The organism is Marinobacter persicus (assembly GCF_900114155.1).
GTDB lineage: Bacteria > Pseudomonadota > Gammaproteobacteria > Pseudomonadales > Oleiphilaceae > Marinobacter > Marinobacter persicus.
In genome coordinates this window covers 1-14,673 of record NZ_FOSC01000016.1, presented here as the reverse complement: position 1 = coordinate 14,673, position 14,673 = coordinate 1, and the positions used below count along the sequence as shown (strand labels likewise).

At 55.2% G+C, this 14,673-nt stretch carries 13 protein-coding genes and 1 pseudogene; 10 read left to right on the top strand and 4 right to left on the bottom strand.

All coding sequences use genetic code 11. The features are described from left to right. Positions 1-882: sodium ion-translocating decarboxylase subunit beta (locus tag BMZ63_RS14630; protein WP_091706657.1), on the top strand; the 882-nt coding region annotated here is incomplete at its 5' end. Positions 883-1,025: 143 nt separating this feature from the next. On the opposite strand, the gene BMZ63_RS14625 is transcribed toward BMZ63_RS14630, so the two are convergent. Genes BMZ63_RS14625 through imuA form a run of 3 tightly spaced genes read right to left on the bottom strand, consistent with a single transcriptional unit; the run spans position 1,026 to position 6,278 of the window. Then, positions 1,026-4,160 (bottom strand): error-prone DNA polymerase, encoded by a 3,135-nt coding sequence (locus tag BMZ63_RS14625; protein WP_091706655.1) that lies wholly within the window; start codon positions 4,158-4,160, stop codon positions 1,026-1,028. Between the two features lie 4 nt (positions 4,161-4,164). Continuing rightward, positions 4,165-5,583, bottom strand: coding sequence for a Y-family DNA polymerase (locus tag BMZ63_RS14620; protein WP_091706653.1), 1,419 nt, complete (start codon positions 5,581-5,583; stop codon positions 4,165-4,167). Positions 5,584-5,588: 5 nt separating this feature from the next. Then, entirely contained in the window at positions 5,589-6,278 is a 690-nt protein-coding gene (gene imuA, locus BMZ63_RS14615) for a translesion DNA synthesis-associated protein ImuA (protein WP_091706651.1), read from the bottom strand. A 122-nt stretch (positions 6,279-6,400) separates the two neighbouring features. Between imuA and BMZ63_RS14610 the strand changes: the two genes are divergently transcribed. After that, the gene (locus tag BMZ63_RS14610) at positions 6,401-6,748 is read left to right on the top strand and encodes a 4a-hydroxytetrahydrobiopterin dehydratase (RefSeq protein ID WP_091706649.1); all 348 of its coding nucleotides are present in this window, start codon (positions 6,401-6,403) and stop codon (positions 6,746-6,748) included. Between the two features lie 127 nt (positions 6,749-6,875). On the opposite strand, the pseudogene BMZ63_RS14605 reads toward BMZ63_RS14610, so the two are convergent. Beyond that, a pseudogene (locus BMZ63_RS14605) lies at positions 6,876-7,799 on the bottom strand (integron integrase); the annotation flags it as partial. A gap of 360 nt (positions 7,800-8,159) precedes the next feature. Between BMZ63_RS14605 and BMZ63_RS14600 the strand changes: the two are divergent. The 8 genes from BMZ63_RS14600 (at position 8,160) to BMZ63_RS14565 (ending at position 14,641) form a co-directional block, all read left to right on the top strand. Beyond that, positions 8,160-8,654: a hypothetical protein gene (locus BMZ63_RS14600; RefSeq protein WP_091706647.1), complete on the top strand. Its 495-nt coding sequence runs from the start codon at positions 8,160-8,162 to the stop codon at positions 8,652-8,654. Positions 8,655-8,746: 92 nt separating this feature from the next. After that, entirely contained in the window at positions 8,747-9,397 is a 651-nt protein-coding gene (locus BMZ63_RS14595; protein WP_143072227.1) for a hypothetical protein, read from the top strand. Between the two features lie 131 nt (positions 9,398-9,528). After that, the gene (locus BMZ63_RS14590) at positions 9,529-9,816 is read left to right on the top strand and encodes a hypothetical protein (RefSeq protein ID WP_091706643.1); all 288 of its coding nucleotides are present in this window, start codon (positions 9,529-9,531) and stop codon (positions 9,814-9,816) included. A gap of 105 nt (positions 9,817-9,921) precedes the next feature. Beyond that, the gene (locus tag BMZ63_RS14585; protein ID WP_091706642.1) at positions 9,922-10,404 is read left to right on the top strand and encodes a DUF3592 domain-containing protein; all 483 of its coding nucleotides are present in this window, start codon (positions 9,922-9,924) and stop codon (positions 10,402-10,404) included. Positions 10,405-10,443: 39 nt separating this feature from the next. After that, the gene (locus BMZ63_RS14580) at positions 10,444-11,034 is read left to right on the top strand and encodes a hypothetical protein (protein ID WP_091706640.1); all 591 of its coding nucleotides are present in this window, start codon (positions 10,444-10,446) and stop codon (positions 11,032-11,034) included. A gap of 85 nt (positions 11,035-11,119) precedes the next feature. Next, positions 11,120-12,145, top strand: coding sequence for a hypothetical protein (locus BMZ63_RS14575; RefSeq protein WP_091706638.1), 1,026 nt, complete (start codon positions 11,120-11,122; stop codon positions 12,143-12,145). A 508-nt stretch (positions 12,146-12,653) separates the two neighbouring features. Next, positions 12,654-13,376 (top strand): hypothetical protein, encoded by a 723-nt coding sequence (locus BMZ63_RS14570; protein ID WP_143072226.1) that lies wholly within the window; start codon positions 12,654-12,656, stop codon positions 13,374-13,376. An 84-nt stretch (positions 13,377-13,460) separates the two neighbouring features. After that, positions 13,461-14,641, top strand: a protein-coding gene (locus tag BMZ63_RS14565) for an IS3 family transposase (RefSeq protein WP_091705369.1) whose coding sequence is annotated in 2 segments (ribosomal slippage) — positions 13,461-13,757 and positions 13,760-14,641 — 1,179 coding nt in all. Because the reading frame shifts where the segments join, the coding sequence is not laid out codon by codon here. Positions 14,642-14,673 lie beyond the last annotated feature (32 nt).

The window sequence follows — 14,673 nt, the reverse complement described above, 5'->3', positions numbered from 1 at the left end:
CTCATCTTCATGGGCGTGGGGGCGATGACCGACTTCGGCCCGCTGCTGGCGAACCCGAAAACCCTGCTGCTGGGCGCGGCCGCCCAGTTCGGTATCTTCGGTACCGTGATCGGTGCGGCACTGCTGGACTGGCTGGGCATCCTGGATTTCACCATCCTGGAAGCCGCGGCCATCGGCATCATTGGCGGCGCGGATGGCCCCACCTCTATCTATGTATCGAGTGTACTGGCCCCGCACCTGCTGGGTGCGATTGCGGTCTCGGCCTACGCCTATATGGCGCTGGTGCCGATGATCCAGCCGCCGATCATGAAGGCGCTGACCTCCCAGAAAGAGCGCGCCATCAAGATGAACCAGCTGCGCCCGGTCAGCCGCAAGGAGAAGATCTTCTTCCCGCTGGTGGTGCTGATCGCCGTGGTGCTGTTCCTGCCGGACGCTGCACCGCTGCTGGGCATGTTCTGCTTCGGTAACCTGATGCGCGAGTGTGGCGTGGTGGAGCGTCTGAACGACACCGCCCAGAACGCCCTGATCAACATCGTGACCATCTTCCTGGGCCTGTCCGTGGGTTCCAAGCTGATGGCCGACAAGTTCCTGGACGCCCAGACGCTGGGTATCCTGGGCCTGGGCATTGTTGCCTTTGGTGTCGGCACCGCCACCGGTGTGTTGATGGCCAAGCTGATGAACAGGCTGACCAAGGAGCAGATCAACCCGCTGATTGGTTCGGCCGGTGTTTCCGCCGTGCCCATGGCGGCGCGGGTGTCCAACAAGGTGGGCCTGGAGGCCAATCCGCAGAACTTCCTGCTGATGCACGCCATGGGACCGAACGTGGCCGGTGTGATTGGCTCTGCGGTGGCAGCGGGTGTGATGATCAAGCTGTTGGGTTGATTGTTCTTTACCGCTGTTTGAGAGAACCCCGCTTCGGCGGGGTTTTCTTGTTTCTGGCCATGAGGCTTGCCTCGTAGCCTGCAAACACCGGCGCTACTGAACCCTGAATTTTCCGCTGGGAAGATTAATTGCTAGCTTTTTGCTTAATGAAAATCTCTGGAACTGACCGGCAACGAGTTAATCAGGTGGCTAAGGTTAGTCAGTTTACCCGCCATGACATGAACAATATCTCCCTCCCTTTCCAGAACCCCTTTCACATGCAACAACCGGGCGGTGAGTAGTGGTTTGCGTTGGCGCCGGGCGGTTTCGAGCCAGACGACGACGTTTACGTTGCCGGTTTCGTCTTCGAGGGTGACGAAGGTGACGCCGGAGGCGGAGCCGGGGCGTTGGCGGCCGGTGACGAGGCCGGCGACTTGTACGGGAAGGCCGGGTTTCAGGCCCTTGAGTTGTTCGGCCCGGGTGCAGTGTTTCAGGTGGCCCTGTTCGCGCAGCAGGGCCAGGGGGTGGCGTTGCAGGGTGAGGCCCTGGCTGCTGTAGTCGGCCAGGATGTTCTGGCCTTCGGTGGGTTCGGGCAGGTAGTCGCAGGGTTCTGCCTCGTAGTCATCTTCAGCTTCCTGAACGCCGTTTTGCCGGGCCTCCCGGGCGAATAGCTCAGCCGGTTCTTCGTGCTCCAGCAACTGCCAGTAGGCCTGGTGGCGGTTGCGGGTGAAGCCGGGCATGGCGTTGGCGCCGGCCAGTTTTTCCATGTCGCGCTGATCCAGGCCGGCGAGCTGGCGCAGTTCTGAAGACGACCGGTAGCCCTGGGGTGGCCGGTTCTGGTGGATGCGTTCGGCGCCCTGGGCCGATAAGCCCTGGATCAAACGCAGGCCCAGACGCAGGTGATTGTCCGGGCCTTCCAGGGTGTGGTCCCGCTCGCTGTAATTAACATCCGGCGGCAGCACGGTCACCTGGTGGCGTTTGGCGTCCTGCACCAGCTGGGAGGGTGAGTAAAACCCCATGGGCTGGCTGTTGAGCAGGGCGCAGTAGAAGGCTGCCGGGTGGTGGCGTTTGAGCCAGGCGGACACGTACACCAGCAGGGCAAAGCTGGCGGAGTGGGATTCCGGGAAACCATAGCCACCAAACCCGCAGATCTGTTTGTACAGGCGTTCGGCAAAGTCTTCGCTGTGGCCCCGTTCGCGCATGCCCTTGATGAGCTTGTCCCGGAAGGGCGTAAGATCGCCGTGGGATTTCCAGGCAGCCATGGCCCGGCGTAGTTGATCGGCTTCCCCGGCGGTAAAGCCGGCGGCCACCATCGCCAGTTTGATTACCTGCTCCTGGAAAATGGGCACGCCCAGGGTGCGTTCCAGCACTTGCCGCACTTCGTCGTTGGGGTAGTCCACTGGCTCCAGACCGTGCTTGCGGCGCAGGTACGGGTGCACCATGTCGCCCTGAATGGGGCCGGGGCGTACGATGGCCACTTCAATCACCAGGTCGTAATAGGTTTCCGGCCTCAGCCGGGGCAGCATGTTGATCTGGGCGCGGGATTCCACCTGGAACACGCCGATGCTGTCGCCCTGCTGGAGCATGGCGTAGGTGGCAGGGTCTTCCTGGGGGATGTCCTGAATCCCGAAGGGCTCGCCTTTTTCTTCACTGACCAGCGCCAGCGCCTTGCGAATGGCGGTCAGCATGCCCAGGGCCAGCACATCCACTTTCATCAGCCCCAGGCTTTCCAGGTCGTCCTTGTCCCACTGGATCACGGTGCGGCCTTCCATGGCGGCGTTTTCCACTGGCACCAGTTCCGCCAACGGCCCGGCGCTGATGACAAAGCCGCCCACGTGCTGGGACAGGTGGCGGGGAAAACCCAGCAGGGTGTTCACCAGGGTGAAGAACTGGTCCGCCACTTTGGGGTTGCGGGTCAGACCCTTGTCCAGAATCTGCTGGCGCCAGTTGGTGGCCCGGTCGCGCCAGTCGATGCCGTCCAGCAATTGCTCCACCAGGGCGGCGTCGAACCCCAGGGCTTTGCCCACATCGCGGATGGCGCTGCGGGGGCGGTAGCGGATCACCGTGGCGGCCAGGGCGGCGCGCTCCCGGCCATAGCGCTGGTAGATGTACTGGATGACTTCCTCGCGGCGCTGGTGTTCGAAATCCACGTCGATGTCCGGCGGCTCATCCCGGTCCTTGGAGATGAAGCGTTCGAACAGCAGTTCCACGTTCGCCGGGTTCACCTCGGTAATGCCCAGGCAGTAGCACACCGCCGAGTTGGCCGCCGAGCCCCGGCCCTGGCACAGGATGCCCCGGCTGCGGGCGAAGGCCACGATGTCGTGGATGGTGAGGAAGTAATGCTCGTAACGCATCTCCGAAATCAGCACCAGCTCCTTGCGAATCAGTGCCTGCACTTTCATCGGCGTGCCGTTGGGGTAACGGCGGCGCTCGCCTTCGCGGGTCAGGCGTTGCAGGAAGGCGGCCGGGGTTTCGTTTTCGGGCACCAGATCGGGCGGGTATTCGTAGCGCAGGCTGCCAGGTTCGAAAGTGCAGCTTTCGGCAATGGCCAGGGTTTCCCGCAACCAGGGCTCGGGAAACAGACGTTGCAGCACCGGTATTGGCCGCAGGTAGCGTTCGCCGTTCTGGAACAGGCAGTGGCCGGCGGTTTCCAGAGTGCGGTGGTGGCGTAGGGCGGTGAGTACATCCTGCAGGGGCTGGCGTTCGCGGCTGTGCATGTTCACCGAGCTGGTCGCCACCACCGGGCACCGCAAGTCATCGGCCAGCCAGCGAACCCTGGCCAGTTGCTGATCTTCTCCGGCTTCAAGAGTGCGGGTGGCGGCGATTCTCAACCGGTGTTCAAACAGACGCTGCAGCCACTGCCCACAGGCCAGGGCCTGATCGGCATCGGAGATGATGGGTGAGGGTGGCTGCCACAGGCACAGGCAGTCGTCCAGCTCATGGGTTTCCAGATCCTGCACGAATAGTTGGTACTGGCCTTTTTCAGCACGGCGCCGGCCGGTGGTGATCAGCTGGCAGAGCTGACCGTAGCCCTTGCGGGTGCGGGCCAATAAAACAAATTCCGGGGTGGCGGCACCGGGCGGGGCATCTTCCAGGGCAAAGCAACTGCCGGTAATCAGTTTCACCGGGCTGTCTTTCAGGGCCGCCCAGGCCCGGGGAATGCCGGCCACCGAACAGGCATCGGTGATGGCCAGGGCCCGGTAGCCCAGGTCTGAGGCCCGTTCCGCCAATTCCTGCGGGTGAGAAGCGCCGGTCAGGAAGGTGAAGTTGCTGAAACAGCACAGCTCCGCGTAGCTCATGGCATCACCCGAACCAGCCGTGCACAAACCAGGCGTTCTGTGGGTCGCGGAACACCCAGGCCAGTTGGCCGCCCGGCAGCTGAGCAATGTAATAATCCCGCTGTACCCGCTGGCCGTCCCACCAGCCGCCGCTGATGCGCTCCGGGCCGGAGAACCAGGCCACCGGTGTTTCGGTGAGCGGGCAGGGGCCGGGCAGCAGCCACAACGGGCGGCGCGGCAGGGCTTGCGGGTTAACCTCGCCCGGGTTTTTGGCCCGCTTTACTTCCCCCGCGGACCAGGCGAATTCCGGGCGGTGATCAGGCCGGGGAGAGAGTTGTGTTAACGCCTGCTCCCCCAGCCGCGCCTGCAGGCGGCTGATCAGCGTGTGCCAGGCTTCGTTCAGGTCCTGGGTTTCGCCCAGCAAATCCTGGCCGCCCGGTGCTTCCCGGCTGATGAACCGGCGTACTACCAGCACCAGGCTGACCACCGGGGCACTCAGCGGTTGCTGGTCCAGCTTCAGGCGGATCAGCTTCATGAACGTCTCTGCCCGGTGCTCCGGCCCGGTGGTGCGCAGGCGCAGGCGGGTGGGTTCCTGATGACGATGCTGGAGCACCAGCAGGAGAGTATCGGTATCCTGCTGGCGCCAGCACAGGTCTTCCTCCAGTTCTGCGAGAATGCGTTGCAGGGCGAACAGCAGCCCCTGGGTGTGTTCCACCTCCTGGATGAAACCCGCCCGCTGGCGGAAGCGGTGCGGTGGCTGCCAGGGTGCGCGCGGGTCTGGCCGGGTGCCCTGGATTTTCTGAACGGTGGCCAGCAACTCCGGCGACAGCCGCCGGGCCAGTTCTTTCTGGGGCAGGGCGAACACATCGCCCAGGGTTTCCAGCCCCAGGCGGTTCAGGCGGGTGCAGTCGGTTTTATCAAATTCCGCCGCTGTCAGGGGCAATTGCGCCAGGGCATGGGTGATGTGGCCCTTGTCCGCCGAGCATTCACCCTTGCCGGCACGGGCCAACAGGCGGGCGGCCAGCGGTGTATGGCCCAGTGCGGCCCAGGCGGTAAGCTGATGTTCGGCCAATGCCTGTTCCACCGTCTGCCAGATGGCGGCCAGCCCGCCGTAAAGCCGTTGCAGGCTACTGACTTCGGCCCACAGGCCGTCCGGCGGTGCGGGGGTAAGGTGCGCCACGTAGTGGTACAGCCAGCGTGCCTGCTCTTCCAGCAATTGGGCCTGCTGTTGCTGGTCTGCCTGCAGAATGTGCAGCTCCGGCGCCAGCCCCAGCGCGGTTTTCAGACGCATGCCCGGCTGAATGCCGGCATCCTGCGCCAGTGGGCAGGCCTGCAGCACGTGTTGCCCGGTGCCTTCAACAATCACCAGGGCGTTCTCAATGGGCTGGCTGCGGCGAACGTGGTCCAGCAGCAGGTGCGGGAAATGCAGGTAAAGCCAGAGCATGATAACTACCGTGTAGCGCCGGGCCAGGGGCCCTGAACCACCCGGGGTGCTTCCTGCACGCGGATGTCGGCCCGGTGGGCCATGGCCAGGGTGCAACGCTGGCCAGACCAGCTGCCCCGGCGCTTGAGCACATTCACTTTCAGCCCCTGCTGCGCATCCGGCATCAGTTCCAGGCGTAGCGCCGCCGGGGAGTTTTGTTCGGCCTGCTGGCGTTCCCGGAACAGCACGCACACATTCTGGCCCGCCTCCGAGGCCAGCTGCAGGCGGCGCACATCGCGGGTGGCCAGTTTGCCCGGCCAGGCCAGCACCAGCCCGGTCACCGGTGAGCGCAGGCAGTTTTCCAGCGTCCACAGGAAATCGCTGGTGTCTTCGGTGTGAATCACCACCAGGTTGTCCAGCCCAACGCCTTCGCGGGCCAGGGCGGGGGCGTAGGGCGTGTGGGGTGGGTTTAGCCAGAACACGGTTTTGCCGGCTTCAGTCATCCTCTTCATCAGGGGCATCACCAGCTGCAACTCACCAATGCCACTGGCATCCAGCAGGCATTCGCTGAGCGCGCCACGGGGCCAGCCCAGGCCGCCAAGCTGGTTGTCCAGCGCCTGAAAGCCCGTGGTTTCAGCGGGTTGTGTGGTGGTGCGGTGCCGGTGCCCCTGCCAGACCCGGGCATCCTGCAGCAGGGTCGTCAGTAACTCGCTCATGGCAATCTCCGAATACTGTTTAAATATACAGTATTTCGAAAATGACCGGATTGCAAGGACGGGTTGATAAAGCAAACGTTCGAGGCCACCTTGGTAGAGACGCACCCAAAAAGGAGGTGAACATGAGCGAACTCAGCCAGCAGGTCTGTGAAGCCTGCAGTGCAGACGCACCAACCGTGACCGACGGAGAAAAACAGGAACTGCTGAAATCCGTTCCGGACTGGGAACTGGTCACCCTGGATGGCGAAGAACAGCTACGCCGGGTGTTCAAATTCAAGAACTTCGCCCAGGCCCAGGCGTTCACCAATAAAGTGGCCGATATGGCCGAAGCCGAAGGCCACCACCCCGCCATTTTGCTGGAGTGGGGCAAAACCACCGTGCGCTGGTGGACCCACAAGATTAGCGGCCTGCACAAGAACGACTTTGTGATGGCTGCCCGGACGGATATTGCCTATCAGGATATGCAGTAAGGCTGCCGAATATCGCTGCCAGGTTGCCGCCTGGCAGTGATCCTTCCTGAAATTGTTTCTAAAACGCCTCATCCACCGGACTTCGTACACCAAAACCGCCCTTGCGAACTACATGTGTGTAGATTTACGTGGTGCGCACATCCGAATGGCCGAGTAGTTTCTGGATTGTGCGGATGTCGTAGCCAGCCTCCAGCAGCCGCGTTGCAAAACTATGGCGCAGAGCGTGGCTGCTGGCCTGCTTGTAAATGCCCGCACTGCGTAATGCCATCTTGATGGCCCGTTGTACGCTGCGATCCAATAAGTGGTGGCGGCGGAATACATTACTGCGTGGGTCTTTTGATAACCGGGAAGCTGGAAACAGGTATTGCCAGGCTGGCTCTTTTCCTTCGCTGGGGTATTTTCGATTCAGGGCAAATGGCATGTAGACCTCGCCATGGCCACTGGCCAGATCCTGTTTGTGCTGTATCAGGCAGGCTTCAATCTGAAGCTTCAGGGGCTCCAGGAGAGAGTCTGGCAGTAACGTTGTCCTGTCCTTGTTGCCCTTTCCACTACGGACAATGATCTGCTGCATTCCGAAATCAACATCCTTCACCCTGAGCCTCAAAGCTTCGTTGATGCGAAGCCCGGAGCCGTACATCAAACGGGCGACCAACTGATGTGGGTCTTCCAGATGATTGATCACGGCCTTCGCCTCGTCATGAGTAAGCACTGTGGGCAGGCGAGTGGGCCTTCTTGCCATTTCAAACGACAAGTCTTCGAGCGGTTGGCCGAGAAATTCACGGAAAAGGAACACGAGTGCATTCAGCGCCGTGCGCTGGGTGCTTACGCTGTTATTACGTTGAACTGCAAGATGTGAAAGAAACTCTTCAACTTCTTTTTCAGAGCAGGTGGAAGGGTGCCGTAGGCCATGAAAACGAATGAATCGCTTGATCCATAGGCAATAGGTTTGTTCGGTCTTGTAAGCCAGGTTCCGGCTTCGAATCAGTGCCCGAAGCTGGTCCATGAAACGGGTGGGGTTGTCTGGCAGCTTTGGCGGTACGTCCAGGGTCATAAAATAGCCTCCATGCTGTTCATGCATACAGTATTTTAGGCATTTCTGTGCAAAATTGCATCCCAAAGGCTGGAGATATGCGACAACTGTCGGGAAAAGTCGTGAGTTTACTATTGGGTTAATTTCAACTTATTGAAAAATATGGAATTTATCTATCATGTGGTTGTGGATAGGCGAATTCGTGATCTGAGACAGTTCCGACGATTGACGCCTATTTCTTGGCGCGATACTGTCAATGTTTGGTAGGTTTCTGATAAAAAGGAAAAAATAGCGAGTGACTTTGAGTTGGGGCGGGGATAGGCGCGCTTGGGATAGAAGTCATTTGTCGCTGAATTAGCTGTTATATCTCTAGTAGAAAGTATGGATGACATAGAAAATTTTTTGGAAGAAAGGGCTCGCTTACGTGAGGAGTTAGAGTTGCTAGACGAACTTGTTATGACCTACAGGAGCAACACCCCCCAAGTCCAGCCCAGATGGGATACTTCGCCACAGTCGGTGTCATTCAACGACATTGATGATTCGGTTGTAGAGAAAGGTATTGATATTTATTGCGCTCCCTTTGAGCAGGTTTGGAATGGCATCTACGAACCAGGGGTCTACGACAAAGATACCCTTTGGGAAGATGTTCACGACCCGAGAAAAATTGCAAAAGTCATTGATGCATGGAAGCACGGAACAGCGCTCTCGCCGATGTTTTTAGTGAAGCATGGTTCTCGCGCAATGGCATTGGTCGCAGATGGTAAACACAGATTAACAGTGGCCCGTTACATGGGGTCTGAATCGATTCCCTTTATGGTTTCATCGGATTCGAGTGATTGGCTGAAAACAGCAATCCCATCGGCGAAAAGGATATAACAATTCGGTCAACGGGACCGTTTTCCGCTACGCCTTTGGCTTCGCTCCAAAGCGACCCGTTACCTCAGCGTTAAAAATAAAGGAGAGACTAGTTGTCCAACATAGATCCAAGATTAGTGCAACACAAAGTAGATCCAGATCCTATCTCTATCATTCTAGGGGCTCTGGGGGCATTAGGCTCTTTAGCTTCGATAGCAAGTTATCTAGAAGGTCGGCAGTATCAGAAATCAAATGCCGAGATCTCACGCTTTGCTCCAATGCCAATCTCGTTTCGAAACAGAACTACGTCGTTTAAAACTAAATTTCGAGATCGAATCACGAAATTGGATGCGTCCTTGGAAGACCTCAAGGGTCGCTTAGAGACCTTGAAGAGTTTACTGGAAGAAGTCGAGTTTATTGGAGAGGTTGAGCTCTCTGAACTTCCTTTCGAGTTTGGTGCTGTGAGGCCTCTCCTAGAGAAACAGGACTTAACATTGTTTTTTCGCATTCAAAATGAAGTCAGCCAGATTTGTACGAAAATCACTAAGGACTGCCAGAGCTTAATAAAGCTTTTGGAGGAGTTAGGAACTGACGTGCCACCGGAAATTTATTCTAAGCTTCTCCAGCTTAGATCAAGGCTAAATAAGGCTATTGGAGAGCGCCAGGATTTTATGGCTGTTTTGTCTATTAATCTAGCTTGTATTGAAAACGGTCTAGAGATTAGCGGCCTCATTCGCAAAAACTTTGAGTCTGAGTACGAGTAGATTTTTAACAATGCCAGTCACGGCGACGCCTACTGCATTGCGGCTCTGCCTCCATTCCGTAGTCGCGCATGCTGGCTGGCGTTAACTGTGCCGATAAAGGGTGGAATTTCAACCCTAGGGAGTAATTTGAAATGGATGCTGAGATATTTTTTCTATCGGCTGGTGTATGGGTGCTTGGTGGACTGGGCATAATGTTCTCGCTACTCAAGGCTAAACCGGTCACGCTCATATTCGGCGGAATAGGGCTGCTCTTATATGGATCTTTGGCCGCCATAGGTGCAAGCATGAACGGTGGGCTTCTGGAATTTACAGCGCTCGAAATGGCCGGCAACCTTTTGACCGTCTTTTTCTCAGTGATCAGCAGCGTCATGATTGGTTCAGCTTGGTCTGAACTGCGTGCTCGCTATCATGCCAGTTAACAAGTGCGTTAAATACGTTCCGGGCCTGAAGGCCCTCCACCGGACGGCTTTTTCTCCGCTTCGCTGCGCAAAAGCCGCCGTTTACGCAGGCGTTAGCATCACGTTATGAAATGGTTTCTATATAAGACTTTTTTGGCGACCCTGTTACTGGTGCTTGGTTTGCTCTGCCTATTGCTTGCGTTTCATAGTTATACGGAAGTGAGAGAACTCGACTCGTGGGAATTAATGACTGTAGATATAGTTTCGAGTCAAGTCAGAAAGGAAAGTGGGTCGAAGGGGGCTACATACTGTCCGAACGTGAAGGTAGGCTTTAGGTTTGCGGGAGAAGCACGCGAGTCGGAACTTCAAATTTCCCAACTACCTTGCAGTCCTATAAAGCTGTCTGCATTGAACACCGCCCGTGATTTTCATGTTGGGAAAACCATTGATGTTTATGTTAACCCGGAAAATCCAAGTGGCGTAAGGTTTGAAAGCTACTCTTTGGGATGGGGATTTTATGTGACCTTGGTTATTGGCTGCTTTGCACTTCTTTTTATGGCGTATCTTCCGTCCATAAAGCTAACCAAGGCGAGCAAGGGACGCGACTGACGTCGCGCCCCTGTCGCGAAACGTTAAAAAGGAGATAGTTTGGATTCTTTACCTCCCACATCTTATATTGCCGCTGGCGCTGTAGTTGCTGCACTTATTTCGGGATTTTGGTCACTGATCAATTTGGTGATTTCGAAAGACCAAAAAGTCTCGGAGTTTCGCCAAAATTGGATAGATAGCCTCAGGCAAGAATTTTCTGATCACATTGGGCAGTTGATGAGCTTGGCAAGCCTCTGGGAGGCCTATAGAGCGGGTCAGCACAGGGCAGATCTTGGGCAGATGTTTGTTAAGGAGCACATCGACATCATCGGCGCTATTGAGGCGAAGCACGCGCAAATAATTCTTAGGCTAAATCCCGAAGAACATAAAGATTTGCTTCGGATCATGGATGAGATTGATTCACTAATATCGTCTCCGAAACACATGAATAGCCAAGTGATGAGCGATATTTGCGTTGAACTAAGGAAAGCGGCCCAATCTCTTTTGAAAGGTGAGTGGGAGCGAGTAAAAGCCGGTGAGAAAAGCTTTCAGCACTTTCGGAAGGGGTCATGGGCATTGGTGATAGCGATTGTGGTGGGCATAGTCGCTAATGTGCTTTTTAACCAATATTTCCAGTTCGTTGAGCCCTAAGGGTTGCTACGTAAAATTTTGCTGCCGCTTTGCTCTACCGAGTCTGCCCCTAGATTAGTTTTAAAAGGAAGGATGAATTTCAATCATGGCTGAGAGTAATCAAGATAAAAACCAAGACGGACAAGAGCTTCAGAGAGCAGATGAAGTAGTCGCTAAGCTACCGCGAGATCAGTTGAAATCTCTATTTTACCTGTTAAATGGCAAGCCTGATTCACGGATAAAAGTATTCTCTCGTCCTGTCTATCTAAACAAGGAGGATATTTCAGAACTAAATGATTGTGTAACTCGGAAACTTAAAACCCACAGCGTTGATTCACAAATCACGACCATGTCTGTTGGTTACAAAGGGTCTGAAATACAGGAGTTTGGTACTTGGCATGAGTTTGAGCAACATCCTTGGAATGAACCAGAGTGCATAGAAGAAATTGTCATAAAGTGGGATTTCATGGTGAGGTTGGATCAATACGAACTTCCACAGCGTCATACTCTGCTGGTCCGGATTTCATCCGACATGAAGCCAGGAAAATTTCTACAATTAATTGCATCTGGAAACTCAGACGATTTCGAGCAAATTGATGTTTTGACTTCTCCTGCTTTTTGCAGAGTTGATTTCATCAACGCTCAGATTAGCAAAGAACTCATCAATGTGGTCGCAGACTGGTATGAGGGAAGAAAGCAGCCAGCTCTAATCCCCGACTTTTACTACTGGTTTAAGCGGAAGCGACAGAGGATTGCAGAGGCGTTACATCATTCCATACCGTTCATGTTTGCTTTGCTATGGATGTCGTTTTTCTATTGGATGGATTCGAACATCTATGACAACGAGGTAGATCTCCGAATTTCTGCAGTTTGGATATTTTTCGGCCTTTATGCATTGGCCCCAATGCATAAAATTGGGCATATGCTGGCGAGTAAGGTTTTCGGGAAACTGGAGAAGCTTGAAGGAAGTAAAGTGGTGTTTGAGTTTACATCCGGTGATAAGAAAAAAATCGCAGAAATTACGGATACCAATCGCCAGCGAGGGCGAAAATTCCTGAAGGCATCAGCTTGGGCTCTTTTCTTAAATATTGTGGCCGGTTTGATCGCTGCTTATCTTTTCGTGAACAGCTGATTTTTAACAAAGTGGTCAACGGGACGCCAACTCCGCTGCGCTCCGTTGGCGCCCATTACCACCGGCGTTAAAGCGGTGGGTGAGGGTGCAAGGTTTTCTTGCCTTTCACCGCACGATATCGCAATAGACTGTATAAATAAACAGTACATTCGTCAGTCTGGAATCGGGAGCAAGAAAACGAATAATGCGGATCGCCGTTGAGCGCTCTCCTTGCTACCCTCAAGAGCCGGAGCAGACGGATAAGTCGCGGCTTGATCCGTCTGCTCCGGCTCTTGAGGGAAAGCCGATCAATCAGCGATCGTGTCTGCCTTTTTCCGTGCCTTCGCATCCTCGGTGCCCGCGCTTGCCATTGGCCTGATACCTTTCCAGGGTTGTTTTCACAACGAGGCGTGGTCTGTGACGAAGGAGGAACATGGAAATGTTTCAGGACGATCCGTTTAACCACACGTTAAGTCGGACACCGGCTTCGCCAGTGCCGCTTAACCTACCTCGTTAGATTTCAAAGATTATGTTCTCCAACGATTCACCGTTTCTAAATATTCCACAAGCCCTAGATGCAAGGCAGGCGCTGTATATCGATGGTTTGAGGCACGCAGCGCAAATAGCAGATCTGGCGTACCGTCGATTGTGTTCAGGGCTCACAGAGCATGTGTTTTCATACTGCAGGAATGAAACGCCTAACGAATATACATACCTGTATTTGGACGCTTGGGCATTTATCGACGCGACGGATAGGTTCAGAAGCCTTTGGAAAATGCAACCTGGCACAAAATCGATGCCTGCTCAGTATGCACCGGCTAAAGTGCAGGAAAAGCTTGAGGGAATTCGGCAACTGAGGAATGTTTCTGCCCATATTGCACAAAAAATAGATCAGATAGTGTCTTTAAAGTCCTCAGTTCTCGGGTCGCTTAGCTGGGTAACTGCAGTTAGTCACACACCACTTGTAGTTAAAACTTGCTTTATCCGACCTGGGGTGATGCCAGCAACAGTTTCAGATCAGCTGGCAATGCCAGCCGGCCGTGTAGACTTCGTCAATGAGTCGGGGTGGATAACTATGAATGCTGGTAAACATAAAGTCGTGCTCTCTGAGGCATACACTGTACTTATCGAACTTGTGAATTATGCGGAGCAAGCACTCTCTGCTGCATTTTCTCATCCTACGTTCGAAAAAAAGCGTCCTGCGGATATGCTCGGAATGGCCGAGCTTGATACAGGCGGCCACGACTATTGAAATCTAACAATGTGGTCAACGGGACGCTGGACTTCCCCCAGTTCAGTGGACACGCATCGATAACTCCGCAGGAGGAGAAATACGATGCCGGAAATGATCACGGGGAAGAAAACTCAGCAGTACAGTACTGAGTTCAAGGTCAAAGCGGTGGAGTGGAGTCACCAGGCTCATCGCAGCGTGAAAGGCGTCGCGGAAGCGCTGGATATCCACCCCTTCATGCTGTCACGCTGGCGAAAAGAATACCGTGAAGGAAAATTCGCCATGAAACGGGTTAAGAAAGCGCCAGCTGACGCGAAGAAGAAAATCCAGGACGAGGATGAGGTCGCCCGCCTGAAACGCCGGATATCGGAGCTTCAGGAGGAAAATGACATCCTAAAAAAGTTTCAACGTTTTCAGGCCGAGGAACGACGGAAGCGTTCCGGTTCATCTGGAAACACCGACGAGACTACAGCGTAAAAGCGCTGTGCAGACATCTAAAGGTGTCGCGGTCTGGATACTATGCCTGGGCCAACCGGGAGCCCAGTAAGAGAGCCGCGGACAAGGCAGACTTGTTGCTGAAGATCAGGAAGATCTACGACAACAGTAAAGGCCGTTATGGCAGTCCTCGCGTTTACCAGACGCTGCGTCGCGAAGGTCTGATAGTCGGAGAGAATCGGGTCGCGAAGATTATGCGGGAGTGGGGCATGAAGGCCCGCTCTGCTCGTGTATACCGCCGACTGAGGAAGCTCAGGGATGATTTGAAGGCCCTGCCAAATTATCGACTTGAAGCGGCGAAGCCGACTGCGGAAAACCAGCAATGGAGCAGTGATGTCACCTACATCAAGCTTGGCAAGAAGTACGTCTTCCTGGCGGTGGTGCTGGACCTGTACTCACGCCGCATCATCAGCTGGCGCCTGGGAGAGAGTCTGAGTGCAAACTTTGCCCGAGCGACGCTGCGCGATGCCTTTACGACCAGACAACCTGATTCTGATCTGTTGTTCCATACGGATCGCGGCATCGAATACCGAGCTCATAAGACACAAGCGCTGCTGAGGCAGTACCAGGTAAAGCACAGCATGAATCGGCCCGGTCAATGCACCGACAACGCTGAGGTCGAATCGTTCTTCAAGACCCTCAAGGGAGAATTGCTACACGCCACCAGCTTCGTGACGATGCGCCAATTACGGAAACATATAAAAGCCTATATTGAGGGCTTTTATAATACCCAACGGCTGCACAGTGGCCTTGGTTACCGGACTCCGCTAGAGTTCGAAGGAATCAACTGATGGGGCGTGTCCATTTTATTGGGGGAAGTCCA